The sequence below is a fragment of the Nocardiopsis sp. NPDC058631 genome, assembly GCF_042716955.1.
Lineage (GTDB): Bacteria > Actinomycetota > Actinomycetes > Streptosporangiales > Streptosporangiaceae > Nocardiopsis.
In genome coordinates this window covers 1-13,267 of the sequence record NZ_JBHXQY010000104.1, presented here as the reverse complement: position 1 = coordinate 13,267, position 13,267 = coordinate 1, and the positions used below count along the sequence as shown (strand labels likewise).

Annotated in this window: 10 protein-coding genes; 2 read left to right on the top strand and 8 right to left on the bottom strand. The window is 73.8% G+C overall.

Annotated features, from left to right (window positions below):
• Positions 1-75: 75 nt before the first annotated feature.
• On the top strand, positions 76-1,626 hold the full coding sequence (locus ACFWTE_RS25370; protein WP_378782406.1) for a 4-hydroxyphenylacetate 3-hydroxylase N-terminal domain-containing protein: 1,551 nt from the start codon (positions 76-78) through the stop codon (positions 1,624-1,626).
• 39 nt (positions 1,627-1,665) lie between these two features.
• Here the strand turns inward: ACFWTE_RS25370 and ACFWTE_RS25365 are convergent, their stop codons facing one another.
• The 8 genes from ACFWTE_RS25365 to ACFWTE_RS25330 all read right to left on the bottom strand — a co-directional run bounded on the left by ACFWTE_RS25365 (position 1,666) and on the right by ACFWTE_RS25330 (position 11,615).
• Positions 1,666-2,028 carry a biotin/lipoyl-containing protein gene (locus ACFWTE_RS25365; protein ID WP_378782418.1) on the bottom strand — a complete coding sequence of 121 codons (363 nt, stop codon included), beginning with the start codon at positions 2,026-2,028 and terminating at the stop codon, positions 1,666-1,668.
• Positions 2,029-2,033: 5 nt separating this feature from the next.
• On the bottom strand, positions 2,034-3,026 hold the full coding sequence (locus ACFWTE_RS25360) for an alpha-ketoacid dehydrogenase subunit beta (protein WP_378782405.1): 993 nt from the start codon (positions 3,024-3,026) through the stop codon (positions 2,034-2,036).
• Complete coding sequence (locus tag ACFWTE_RS25355) at positions 3,023-4,102, bottom strand: thiamine pyrophosphate-dependent dehydrogenase E1 component subunit alpha (protein ID WP_378782404.1); 1,080 nt, start codon at positions 4,100-4,102, stop codon at positions 3,023-3,025. Before ACFWTE_RS25355 ends, ACFWTE_RS25360 begins: the two co-directional genes overlap by 4 nt.
• Entirely contained in the window at positions 4,099-5,859 is a 1,761-nt protein-coding gene (locus ACFWTE_RS25350; RefSeq protein ID WP_378782403.1) for an amino acid adenylation domain-containing protein, read from the bottom strand. Before ACFWTE_RS25350 ends, ACFWTE_RS25355 begins: the two co-directional genes overlap by 4 nt.
• Before the next feature lie 180 nt (positions 5,860-6,039).
• Entirely contained in the window at positions 6,040-7,581 is a 1,542-nt protein-coding gene (locus ACFWTE_RS25345) for an MFS transporter (RefSeq protein ID WP_378782402.1), read from the bottom strand.
• Between the two features lie 192 nt (positions 7,582-7,773).
• On the bottom strand, positions 7,774-9,012 hold the full coding sequence (locus ACFWTE_RS25340; protein WP_378782401.1) for a cytochrome P450: 1,239 nt from the start codon (positions 9,010-9,012) through the stop codon (positions 7,774-7,776).
• Between the two features lie 15 nt (positions 9,013-9,027).
• Positions 9,028-10,383: an FAD-dependent oxidoreductase gene (locus ACFWTE_RS25335; protein ID WP_378782400.1), complete on the bottom strand. Its 1,356-nt coding sequence runs from the start codon at positions 10,381-10,383 to the stop codon at positions 9,028-9,030.
• Positions 10,383-11,615, bottom strand: a complete 1,233-nt coding sequence (locus tag ACFWTE_RS25330) for an acyl-CoA dehydrogenase family protein (protein WP_378782399.1) — start codon at positions 11,613-11,615, stop codon at positions 10,383-10,385. Before ACFWTE_RS25330 ends, ACFWTE_RS25335 begins: the two co-directional genes overlap by 1 nt.
• Positions 11,616-11,860: 245 nt before the next feature.
• Here ACFWTE_RS25330 and ACFWTE_RS25325 point away from each other — a divergent pair, with 245 nt between their 5' ends.
• A complete protein-coding gene (locus ACFWTE_RS25325) occupies positions 11,861-13,225 on the top strand; it encodes a condensation domain-containing protein (RefSeq protein ID WP_378782398.1) in 1,365 nt (454 codons plus the stop codon).
• The last annotated feature ends 42 nt before the right edge of the window (positions 13,226-13,267 follow it).

Genomic DNA, 13,267 nt, shown 5'->3' with positions numbered 1-13,267 from the left:
TGTTTCCTGTTCATCCGGGGCGGGGGGGGTCCGCGCCCCCCCCGGGCCCCCCTGTGAGAAGAGGAGGGTTTGCGCATGAGCCGACCGATGACGGGCCGGGAGTACGTCGACAGCCTGAAGGACGACCGCGAGGTGTACCTCTACGGGGAACGCGTCAAGGACGTGACGACCCACCCCGCGTTCCACAACCCCGTGCGGATGACCGCGCGGCTGTACGACGCGCTGCACGATCCCGAGACCAACCAGGACCTCGTGGCACCGACGGACACGGGTTCGGGAGGGTTCACCCACAAGTTCTTCACGGCGTCCCGCTCGGTGGACGACCTCGTCGCCGACCAGCGGGCCATCGCCGCGTGGTCCAGGCTGAGCTACGGGTGGATGGGGCGCAGCCCCGACTACAAGGCGTCCTTCCTCGGGACGCTCGGGGTCAACGCCGACTACTACGCGCCCTTCGACGACAACGCGCGCCGGTGGTACAAGGAGTCCCAGGAGAAGGTCCTGTACTGGAACCACGCCATCATCCACCCCCCGGTCGACCGGAACCGCTCACCCGACGATGTCTCGGACGTGTTCGTGCACGTGGAGAAGGAGACGGACGCGGGCGTCGTCGTCAGCGGCGCCAAGGTGGTGGCCACGGGCTCCGCGCTCGCGCACTACAACTTCGTCGCGCACTACGGGCTGCCCGTCAAGCGCCGCGAGTTCGCGCTCGTGGCGACCATCCCGATGGACGCCCCCGGCGTGAAACTGCTGTGCCGCCCCTCCTACACGGCCGTCTCCGCGGTCACCGGCAGCCCCTTCGACCACCCGCTCTCCTCGCGCCTGGACGAGAACGACACGATCCTGGTGCTCGACAAGGTGCTCGTCCCCTGGGAGAACGTGTTCGTCTACGGGAACGTCGGCAAGGTCCAGATGTTCGCGGAACACTCGGGGTTCACGGAGCGGTTCACGTTCCACGGGTGCACCCGGCTCGCGGTGAAGCTGGAGTTCATCGCGGGCATCCTCGCCAAGGCCCTGGAGATGACCGGTACCCACGACTTCCGCGGCGTGCAGAGCCGCCTGGGCGAGGTGCTCGCCTGGAAGGACCTCTTCTGGGGCCTGTCGGACGCGGCCGCCCGCAACCCCGTGGAGTGGCGCGACGGCGCGCTCCTGCCCAACCCCCGCTACGTCATGGCCTACCGGTGGTTCATGCAGGTCGGCTATCCGCGTGTGGTCGAGATCATCCAGCAGGACGTCGCCAGCGCCCTCGTGTACGTCAGCTCGGGGGTGGAGGACCTGCTGTCCCCCGAGGTGCGCCCCTACCTGGACCGCTACGTCCGGGGGACCGGCGGGGTCGGCGCGGTGGAGCGCACGAAGCTGATGAAGCTCCTGTGGGACGCGACGGGGACCGAGTTCGGCGGACGGCACGAGCTCTACGAGCGCAACTACGCGGGCAACCACGAGAACACCCGGGTCGAACTGCTCCGCTCGCAGGTCGCCTCAGGGGACATGGACGCGTTCAAGGCCTTCGCCGACACCTGCATGGCCGAGTACGACGAGCAGGGGTGGACCGTCCCGGACCTGTGCTCCTTCGACGACCTCCGCGAGGCCGGCAAGCGGCTTCTGCGCGGGGACCCCGGCGGAGCGTGACCCGGCGGTGCGGCGCGCCCGGGGGCGCGCCGCACCCGTTCACCGCGGGGCCGGGGCGTCCCCGGGCGGCTTCCTCCGGCGCCTCCGGGCGGGGGGCCGTTCCCGTGATCCGTGGCCCACCAGCATCGGGGCGTCGTCGGACGGCTCGCCGTCCCCGTCCCCCTCCTCGTCCACGGCGATCAGGGGGGTCCCGACCGCCACCACCGAGCCCTGCTCCACGAGCAGGGCGGACACGACCCCGGCGAACGGGCAGGGCAGCTCCACCGCCGACTTGGCGGTCTCGACCTCCACCACCGGCTGGTTCACCGCCACCCTGTCGCCCGGGGCCACCAGCCACTCCAGGACCTCCGCCTCCGTGAGCCCCTCGCCCACGTCGGGCAGGGAGAAGTACCGCCGTCCCATACGCGTCACCAGGTCCTGTCCACCGCGTCCAGGACGCGGTCCAGATCGGGAAGGTAGTGGTGCTCCAGGCGCGAGGGCGGGTAGGGGGCCGAGAGGCCCCCCACACGCAGGACCGGGGCGCGGAGGGCGTCGAAGCAGTGCTCCGTCACCCTCGCGGCGACCTCCGCCCCGTGCCCGCCGAAGACCGGCGCCTCGTGCACCACGACGCACCGCCCGGTCCTGCGCACCGACGCCGTCACCGTCTCCATGTCGAGGGGGCTGAGCGAGCGCAGGTCCACGACCTCCAGGGAGCGGTCGTCGGCCGCGGCCGCGTCCAGGCACGTCCGCACGCTCGGCCCGTAGGCCAGGAGCGTGGCGTCCGTGCCCCGGCGGACGACGGCGGCGCTGCCCATCGCGGGAGCCGATGCCAGGTCGGTGTCGACCGGGCCGCGCTCCCAGTAGAGCTGTTTGGGCTCGAAGAACACCACCGGGTCGGGGCAGGCGACGGCCTGGCGGATCATCGTGTGCGCGTCGGCCGGCGAGGAGCAGGCCACGACGCGCAGGCCGGGCGTGTGGGTGAAGTAGGCCTCCGGCGACTCGCCGTGGTGCTCGGCCGCTCCGATTCCGCCGCCGAAGGGGACACGGACGACCAGGGGCAGCCGGACCGTCCCCCGGCTCCGTGCGGCCAGGTGGGCGAGCTGCGTGGTGATCTGGTTGAACGCGGGGAAGACGAAGCCGTCGAACTGGATCTCGCAGACCGGACGCAGTCCGCGCAGGGCCATACCGATCGCGGTGCCGACGATCCCGGCCTCTCCCAGGGGCGTGTCCATGACGCGGTCCGGCCCGAACTCGGCCATCAGCCCGTCGGTCACCCGGAAGACGCCGCCGAGCGTGCCCACGTCCTCGCCCATGACCAGTACCGAGGGATCGGCGGCCATGGCCTCCCGCAGACCCGTGTTGAGAGCCCGGGACAGGGACGTCGTGGCACCTGAGCCCCCCGGGACCGTCGTCGCCCTCACTGCGCCTCCTCCTCGAACGAGTCCAGGTACCCGGTGAACCAGTCACGCTCCTGCGCCGCGATCGGGTGCGGGTCCGCGTAGGCGTGCGCCCAGATCTCCTCCACACCGGGGTCGGGCAGGGCGCGGCACCGCCTCCGCAAGGTCGCGGCCAGCTCCTCGCACTCCCGCTCGACGGACTCCGTGAACCCGCGGGCGCCCGCGTCCGTCCGCAGGAGGTGCGTCCTCAGCCTCGACAGGGGGTCGCGCCGGAGCCAGTCCTCCTCCTCCGCGGCCGGCCGGTAGCGCCGGGGGTCGTCGGAGGAGGTGTGCGGCCCCATGCGGTAGGTGTGGGCCTCCACGAGCGTCGGGCCGTGCCCGGCGCGCGCCCTCTCCAGCGCGGCGCGCGTCACCGCCAGGCAGGCGAGCACGTCGTTCCCGTCCACACGGACCCCCGGGAAGCCGAAGCCCTCCGCCCGTCGGGCGAGCGGCACGGTGGACTGCCGGGACACCGGCTCGGAGATCGCCCACTGGTTGTTCTGGCACACGAAGACCACGGGCGCCCTGCGGGCCGCGGCCCAGACGAACGCCTCGTTGACGTCGCCCTGGCTCATGGCGCCGTCGCCGAGGTAGGCGACCGCGGCGTCGGTCGACCCCTGGAGCACCGCCCCCATCGCGTAGCCGACGGCGTGGAGCGCGTGGCTGCCCACGACCACGGAGTAGGGGTGGAGCCGGTACCGCCCCGAGTCCCACCCCGAGTGCGCGACGCCCCGGAAGTGCGCGAGCATGTCCTCCGGGGGCACCCCGCGGCACCACGCGACGCCGTGGTCCCGGTAGGTGGGGAACGCCATGTCCCCGGGGCGCAGGGCGCGGGCCGAGCCGACCTGCGCGGCCTCCTGCCCGCGAAGGGGTGTCCACACGGCCAGCTCTCCCTGGCGGGCGAGGGCCAGGGCCTCGGTGTCCAGGCGGCGGACCAGCGCCATGTCCCGGTACAGGCCTCGGACCTCCTCCCCGTCGAACACGGTGCCCAGTTCGGGATGGTCCCGGTAGACGCCCTCGGAGTCCAGGAACCGGACGGCGTCCGTCCCCGCGGCGCTCACGCTCCCGCTCCCGCCGCGCGCCGGTCGATCTCCGCCGCGAGGCCGCTGACCGTCGGTGCGTCCAGGAGCGCGGTCACTCCCAGGACGACGCCCGTCTCGCCCTCCAACCGGCTGAGCAGGCGCATGGCGAGCAGGGACTGGCCGCCCAGCTCGAAGAAGTCGTCGTGCGGACCGACCTCCTCCGCTCCCAGGACGTCGGAGAACAGGCCGCACACCATCCGCTCGGTGCCGGTGCGCGGCCCCCGCCGGCCGCCCGCGCGGTCGGCCGTCACAGGGGGCAGCGCGGACCGGTCCACCTTGCCGTTGGGGGTGAGGGGGAGCGCGGCCATCACCGCGAACCCGGCCGGGACCATGTACTCCGGCACCAGGCGACGGAGCAGGGAGCGTGCCCCGTCCAGGTCGATCACGTGTCCGGCGGCGGGCACGACGTAGGCGGCCAGCCGGGTGTCCCCGGGCAGGAACTCCTGCGGTACGACGGTGGCGTGGGCGACCTCCGGGATCCGGGACAGGGCCGCCTCGACCTCGCCGGGCTCGACGCGGAAGCCGCGGATCTTCACCTGTTGGTCCACCCGGCCCACGACCTCGATCATGCCGTCGGCGGTCCGCCGGACCAGGTCGCCCGTCCGGTAGGTCCGCGGCGCGGAACCGTCGGCGGGAGCGAAAAACCGTTCGGACGTCAGCTCGGTCCGGCCCAGGTAGCCCAACGCCAGGCGGGGACCGCTGAGGTGGAGCTCGCCCGTCTCTCCGTCCGGCACGGGCCGGAGGCCGTCGTCGAGGACGCGTGCTCCCACGCCCGCCATCGGGCGCCCCACGGGCAGACGGTCGCCGGGGTCGGGAAGCCGGGTCACGGGGGCGCTGACCGTGAAGAGGGTGGTCTCGGTGGCGCCGTAGGTCGTGCGCACGACCAGGTCGGGGCAGGCGGTCATCACCCGGCGGACCGCGTCGGCGGACACGGCGTCCCCGCCGGTCAGCACCTCGCGGACGCCGGCCAGGCAGCCCGGGTCCTCCTCCGCCACCACGCGGAACAGGCCGGCCGTCAGATGCAGTCCGGTGATGCCGTGCTCCCGGATCAGGCGCGCCAGGTCGGATACCCCGACGGGGCCCGGCGGGGCCGTCACCACCGTCCCTCCCCTCAGGAGGGGGACGAGCATCTCGTAGGCGGAGACACTGAAGGCGTGCGGCGCCACCATCAGCACGAGGTCGTGGTGCCCCGTGTCCCAACAGGGGTCGGACACCAGGTCGAGCACGTTGGCGTGACTGACGCAGACGCCCTTCGGCAGGCCCGAGGAGCCGGACGTGAACATCACGTAGGCGGGTGCCTGGGAGTCCGTGGGGACGTCGGGGGGCGTCGGCCGCCCCAGGTCCGCGCCTCCCCCAACGTCGACGACCAGCGGGGACGCGAAGGACAGCGGTCTGGCCGCCGCCGAGGCGGCGTCGGCCAGGACCACGGGGCCGCCCGCCAGTTCGAGGATGCGGGCCACCCGTTCGTCGGGGTAGGCGTCGTGCAGGGGCAGGTAGCAGGCCCCGGCCTTCATGACGGCGAGGACGGCGGTGAACAGCGCGGGCGACCTCTCCATGTGGAGGGCCACCGGAGAGCCCGGACCCACCCCCTCCCCGACGAGCCTGTGTGCGAGTCGGTCGGAGGCGGCGTCCAGTTCCCGGTAGGTCGTCCGTGTCCCCGCGGAGACCACCGCCACGGCGTCGGGTGTCTCGCGGGCCCAATGGGAGAAGCGGCCGTGCGCGGTGTCAGGTGTCATCGGATCTCTCCAACGCTCTCGGCTCGGTGGAGGCGGCCCCCCGCGTGGGGGGGCCGGCGCCGACCGGGGTCCGGAAGTCGTACTGAGATCCGGGGACGGCGCTCCTGCGACCCTAGGCGCGGGTGGCCGTGTCCCTTGTTCTCCCTTGTGCTCCGTTCTTGCGCACCGGAGCGGGGCCCGTCAGGCGGGCTCGGACTCCGCGGTGGCGGGGTCCGCGGGTCGCTGCTCGCGCAGGGCCGCCCAGCCCAGGGCCGCCAGGGCCACGAAGACCACGACGCCGGACAGCGCGACCGCGTTCATGCCCAGGGTGAAGGCCTCCTGGGCCGCCGTGGCGAGATCGTCGGCCGTCCGGCCGGTGAGCGACGCAGCGGTGTCGAGCGCCCCGGGCAGTGTCTCGCCGACACCGTCCGCTCCCGCCGACAGGCCGTCGGGCAGGGTCGAGGACAGCCGTTCCCCGAAGACCACGGCGCCCAGCGTCCCCATGGCGGCCAGGCCGAGCGCCGATCCGAAGTGGTTGGCGGTCTCGGACATGGCGGCGGCGGAACCGGCCCTGTCCGGCGGGGCGGACCCGACCACCACCGCCGCTCCCAACGCCAGGAGGGGGCCCGCTCCGAGGTGGGCCAGGCTCGTGCCGGCCACGGCCTGGAACACGCCGCCCTCGGCGGGCGCGGTGGCGACGAGGGCGAACCCCACGGCGCCCAGGAGGAGGCCGACCGCCACCACGGCGTGCTGGCTCCACAGCCTGGCCAGCGGAGGGGCGCTCAGGGACCCGATCGCCACCGCGGCCCCCGCGGGGGCCAGCCAGAGCCCGGACCGCGCGGGGGTCAGGCCTGCCACCGACTGCACGTACTGGCTGACGAGGAGGAAGGTTCCCGCCAGCACCACACCGGCGAGGAGCAGGGAGACGAGGGCCGCGCTGAACCTCCTGGAGGAGAACAGCCGCAGGTCCAGGAGGGGGTCGTCGACCACCAGTTGGCGGCGCACGAAGACGGCTCCGACGAGCACGCCCGCCAGCACCGAGCCCAGGGGCACCCACGGGGAGTCGGTGCCGTGCACGGCGAACTCCTTGAGTCCGTAGACCACGGGCAGGACGGTCCCCAGGGACAGCAGGGCGCTGACGGCGTCCACCCCGCCGGTGCCGGGACGCCGGTACTCGGGGAGCAGCACGGGGGCCGCGACCAGGAGGACGAGCATCACGGGCACGGCGAGCAGGAAGACCGAACCCCACCAGAAGTGCTGGAGGAGCGCGCCGCCGACGACCGGCCCCAGGGCGGCACCGGTCATCATGCAGCTCACCCAGATGGAGATGGCCACGCCGCGCTGACCGGGGTCCTCGAAGAGCGTGCGGACCAGCGACAGGGTCGAGGGCAGCATCGCCGCACCGGCGACGCCGAGCAGCGCGCGCGCGGCGATCAGGGCCTCGGGACCCGGCGCGTAGGCGGCGAGCAGGGAGGCCGCGCCGAAGAGGAGGGCCCCGCCCAGGAGCAGGCGGCGGCGGCCGACCCGGTCGCCCACGGCGCCCATGAGCACGAGGAAGCCCGACAGCGTGAAGCCGTACATGTCGGTGATCCACAACTGCTGGGTCCCGTCGGCGCCCAGAGCGGCGCTGAGGTGCGGCAGCGCGAGGAAGAGGACTCCGATGTCCAGGGATACCAGGATCGTGGGGAGCGCCAGCACGGCGAGCCCCAGCCAGGCGCGGGCGCCCGCGCGTTCGGTCGGCACGTTGCTCCTACGGTTCTCCGTCACTGGCGGCCGTTTCTGGAGGAAGCCCCTGGGGGCACGGGGGCGGGGGGTGGTGCGGAGAGCGCAACACTACCAAGCGTGTCGAAGCGGTGGAAGGGAATCGGAGAGGGCATCTCCGGCCCGACCCGCGCGGGGGAGGCGGTGCCTCCCCCGGACACGGTTCCGGCGGCGTCACGCACGCGGGGCGGCGCCTCCGAGCAGCACGGGCAGCGCGTCGGGCGCGTTCATGATGAAGGTGTTCTGGGCCCGCAGGTCCCCGGGCGCCACGGCCAGGCGCATCTCCGGGAAGCGCGGGAGGAGCGCGGACAGGGCCACGTCCGCCTCCATGCGGGCCAGGGGAGTGCCCACGCACCTGTAGACGCCGTGACCGAAGGCCAGGTGGCGCTTGTCCTCACGGTCCGGGTCGAACCGGTCGGCGTCCGGTCCGTGGAGCGAGGGGTCACGCCCCGCGGCGGCGTAGTGGATCAGGACCGGTTCACCCCGCGGCACGGTGACCCCCGCGACCTCCACGTCCTCGGTGGCGAACCGGAAGGGCAGGTGGGCGACCGGCGCCTGGGAGCGGAGCGTCTCCTCGACGACGTCGGCGAGCGCCAGGCCGCCGTTCAGGACCGCCGCGTGGTGCCCGGGGTGGAGGAGGAGCTCGCGCAGGGTGTTGGCGAGCAGGTTCTTCACGGGTTCCGTCCCGGTGGAGACGAGCAGGAGGACCGTCCCCTTCAACTCGCTGTCGTCCAGCTGGGAACCGTCCCCGTCCCTGGCGCGTACCAGGTCGCTGACCAGGTCGTCTCCGGGTTCCTCCCGTTTGGCCGCGATGAGGTCGTCGGCGATCGCGTGGACCCTCTCGATGCTCGCGGCGGTCTCCTCGGAGGACAGCGTGCTGTCGGTGTTGGCCTTCCCCCCGCCGAAAAGGTCCTCGCGCATGGTCTGGGGCACGCCGAGCAGGTCGCAGATCACGTGCAGGGCCAGGGGCTCCGCGAACCGCGACTTCAGGTCCACCGCCCTGTCCGGCCCCCACTCCTCCAGCCGGTCCAGGAGCCGGGCCGTGGCGGCCTCGACGCCCGGACGCAGCCCCCGCATCCTGCCGGTGGTGAAGGCCCCCGTCACCAGGCGCCGCAGGCGGGTGTGGTCCTCGCCGTGGGAGGTCGTCAGGTTCTCCATCAGCGCCCAGCCGATCAGGGGGAACGCCGGGTCGAGCGTCCCCTCGGCAAAGGCGGTCCAGTGCTTGCGCGGGTCCTTGGAGAAGCGGGGGTCGGCCAGCACCCGCCGCGCCGCCTCGTAGCCGGTCACGGACCAGGCCCTGACGCCTCCGGGGAGTTCGACCCGGGCGACCGGGCCCGAGGCCCGGATCCGCTCGGCCTCGCCGTAGACGTCGGCGCCCGTGGGGTCGATGGCCACGGTGGTTCGGGATCGCATGGGAACTCCTTCGTGTCAGGTACAGGCGGCGTGCACGTCGCCGCGGAACAGCCCGGAGGGGTCCGTGCGCCCACGAATCGCGGCGAGGGTCCGGGCGTCCCCGTCGGAGAGCGCCGGCGCGCCCCGGGAGGCCGCGCCGGAGAAGGTCGGGGCGGATCGTCCGGTGTCCCACGGGGACAGGACGTTCCGCATACGCGTGAGGGCGGCGTCGAGCCCCGCCCCGCCGTTCACGGGGACCGCGCCCGCCAGGTAGGCGTAGGCGGCGTCGAGGCGGTCCAGGACCCCGCCCGGACGCGGGGGCGAGGCGAGTGCGCCGCCGAGCTGGCGGAGTTCGAGGTTGGCCATCGGAGCGGACGCCCCGTCCAGTGCCGCCTCCAGGAACAGGGCCGTCCCCTCCTGCCCGGTCTCCCGCACCAGCATGTGGTCGTTCACCAACGGCAGGGGGTCGGCGGGGTCCATGTGGGAGAGCGGGACGTCCGCCGCACCGGCCTCCCGCCAGCTGTCCGCCAGGGGGCGGGCCGCCGCCCTCAGCGGGCCGAGCAGCGTCTGGGCGGTGGCCGCGGCGGCCGGCTCCGCGGCTCCGGTGCGCACGGCTGCCCCGTCCACGCACAGCACCGGGCCGCGCCGCAGCTCGGCTGGGACGCCCGGTGCGTCGGGGAGACGCATGACCCGCAGGGAGGTGGTCACCGCCCGGGGTGCCTCCCGGGCCCACTCCGTCCACAGGGGGAGCAGGCGGTCGGCGTCCGCCGCGGACCAGAAAGCGGCACCGGTGAACACCTCGGTCACCGGGACGAGGTCGATCTCGACGGAGGTGACGACCCCCAGGCCCCCGCCTCCGCCGCGCAGCGCCCACAGCAGTTCGGGGTCCGAGTCCGCGTCGACGCGGCGCACTTCCCCCTCGGCGGTGACCACCTCGGCCGCGCTCAGACTGTTCGCGCCGATCCCGGTGAGTCTGCCGTGCGAACTCAGACCGCCGCGCAGGAGGTAGCCCACCACCCCGACGGTGGGGGAGGAGCCGTGCGGCGCCACCAGCCCGTACGGCGCGCACGCGGCGACGACCTCCCCCCACGTCCTGCCCGCCGGCACCCTGACGCGGCGGGACGGGGCGTCGACCTCGACGCGGCCGTCGATCAGGGGGCGCACCAGCAGTGAGCCCCCCATCCCCGGGCCGGACCCCGACGCGTGCCCCGTCGTGTGGGCCCGCACCTGTACGCCCTCCGCGACGGCCCATCTGACCGCGGCGCGCACCTCCTCCACCGACCGCGCGGTCACCGCGTGGTCGGGGCACACGGGCTGCGCCGTGTTGAACACGCCCGTCGTCGCCGCGTAGCCCGGTCCGTGCGGCCCCTCGGGCGCCGCGCCCCTACCCATCACGCGGTCCCGAAGCGCACGCGAGCCAGGTCGCGCATGGCGCGGGTGGGCAGGAGCACGGAGATACCGGTGTGGCCGTGGAGCGTCGACATGTCCCGCCAGACCCGCTCGATCCGCTCACCGTGGCGCAGCGCGCTCGATCCGACGGTCGGGAACAGGTACCGTTCGACCGCACGCCAGCACAGCAGGATGATCTGGCGGCACATCGCGGCGAGTCGCAGGTCCTCCTCCCGTGTGAAGGCGGCACCCCCCTCGCACAGCTCCTCCCACTGGCGGACGGCGTCGTTGGCCGCGGCCTCGGCCGTGCCGATCAGCCCGGCGGCCTCGCCGTACCAGGTCTGGTAGTCGGGGTCCCCGGCCCTCTTGACGAAGGGCGGCAGCAGGGTGTTCCGGGACAACATCGACTCCCCGTAGGCGTCGAGGGCGCCCTGCGCCATGCCGACGGCGAGCACGGCGATCTCCAGGTTCATGAAGCTCAGCGGGCCGCCGCCGTAGTGGGGGCCGTGCAGTGCCCGACCGGGTGTGTCCTCGGCGGCCGACACCTCGCTCAGGTGGACGGGCAGGGCCCAGTGGTCGGGGACGCGCGCCCCCCGCATGGCGACGCCGTGCGAGCCGCTCCCGCGCAGGCCCAGCTGCCCGCCCCAGTCGTCGAGTCGCTCCCACTGGTCGCGCGGCGCCACGAACAGCAGGGGGGAGGGCGGCGCGCCCCCCTCCCCTGGGACGAGGGCATGGCCCAGGAAGTGCGTCGCGTAGGGGGAGCCGGAACAGTAGCGCCAGGTGCCCTCCACCTCCCAGCCCCCGTCGGGGTGGCGGCGGGCCTCGCCTCCGGGGACGATGGTGGCCGGGCAGACGAAGTCCCCGTCCGCGAGGATCTCCGACTGGGCGCGCTCCCCGAAGAGCGTGGCCACCGCGAGCGCGTGCGTGGCGCCCAGGCAGAACATCCACCCCGTGGAGGGGCAGGCCCGCGCCAGGGTCCGCGACACGTCCAGAAACGTGCGGACGCCCATCTCCAGCCCCCCGAACCGGCGCGGCACCAGGAGGCGGTAGAAGCCGGCCTCGGTGAAGGCCTCGTGCGTCTCCTGCGAGTAGTGCGTCAGCCGCTCGGTCTCCGCCTGGGCGGCGACCAGGCGCGGGACCATGGCCTCGGCGCGGGCGAGCACCTCCCGTCGGGTCGGAGCGGGCTCGTCGGGTGCTCCCCGGCCGTCTCCTGCGGACCTCTCGGTGACTGTCATCGTGCTCGCTCCTCAGTCTCTGTGCCAGCTCGTGAAGCAGCTTCACAGGCGGTGCCGGGGCGCGACGTCTCCCCGATTGCCCTTCGTCCCCCCACGGGCCCGGACGCGCGTCGTGGCCGGTGAGGCGGCAAGTGGGGAGAAGTGCGGGGGCAGGGCCGGTTGCTAGCGTTCGTGGGCGCCGCGGCCCGGGGCGCCAAGGCCCGTGGCCGCGCCGGCTTCGCACGCCTTCGAGAAGGGGACGCACAGTGACCGTTTCCGAACGACCGACCGACGTCCGAGGCGAGCGGGGACGTGTCCCGCTCTCCTTCAACCAGCAGTTCGTCAGCGTCTTCGACGGAGGCGACGAGCAGGGACCCTTCGGTCCCCGCTACCACATCGTCCACGGATGGCGCCTGAGAGGGGCGCTGGACACGGCCGCGCTGAGGGTCTCACTGGACGACGTGGTGGAGCGCCACGAGGCGCTGCGCACCGTGATCGTCAGGGACGAGGGCGACTACCACCAGCGGGTCCTCCCCGCGGGGCCGGTCCGACTGGAGGAACGCGACCTCTCCGCCGTGACCGGAGGCGAGCGGGCCGCTGCCGCCGAGGCACTCGTCAGCGAGGCCGAGTCGTGGACCAAGGACGCGGACGAGGTCCCGCACCTGCGCGCCGTCCTGGCCCGGTTCGACGAGCGCGACGCCGTCCTGGTCCTGCTGGCGCACCACATCTCCACGGACGGCTGGTCGGTCCGGGTCATCGTCCGGGATCTGGCCGAACGCTACGCGGTCCGCCTCGGGGCGAGCACCCCCGTGACGGAGGACGTGCTCCAGTACACCGACCACGTGTGGGAGGAGCGCGCCCGAGCGGAGGGCGACGAGACGGGACCCGCCTACTGGAGGCGGCGGCTGTCCGGGGCACGCCTCACCGCGACCCCCTCCGACCACCGGCGGTCGGAGGGCCGCACGCCCCGGACCGCGGTCCACCGCTTCCGCATCGACGCGGAGACCTTTCGCCCCGTCCTGGACCTGGCGCGGACGAGCCGCAGCACGCCGTTCATGGTGCTGCTGAGCGCCTACGGCCTGCACCTGTCCCGGCTGACGGGCGCCACCGACCTCGTCGTCCCCACGTTCACCCCGGGCCGCCCCGACCCGAGGTTCCACCGCACCGTGGGCCCCTTCTTCAACTTCCTGCCGCTGCGCACCGACATCGGGGGCTGCTCCAGCTTCCGGGAGGTGCTGGGCCGTACCCGCAGGACCTGCGGTGAGGACTACACCCGTGACATGCCGGCCGTACGGATCTTCGCCGAGGCCCCCGGGCTGATGGAACCGGGGACGGCCGACGACGCCGCCCCCGTCGTCTTCCAGCTCTTCCCCTCACCCCACGTGCTGGAGGGCGAGGTCCACGGGGGAGTGGAGTTCACCGAGATCCAGGAACGGCTGACGTCGGTGCCCCAGGGCTCCGACGTCCCCGACGGCGCCCTGTGGACGCTCAGCCTCCCGCCCACGGGGGACCTGTTCGGTGCCGTCCAGTACCGCACCGACCTGTTCGAGGAGGCCACCGTGGTCGCCGCGGTGGAGGGCTTCCGCCGGGCGCTGCTCGACGGCGCGGCCGACCCCGACGCGCGGTTCTGAGCAGAGCACGGGCGCGGGCCGCGGCGCCGCGGCGCCCCGCGC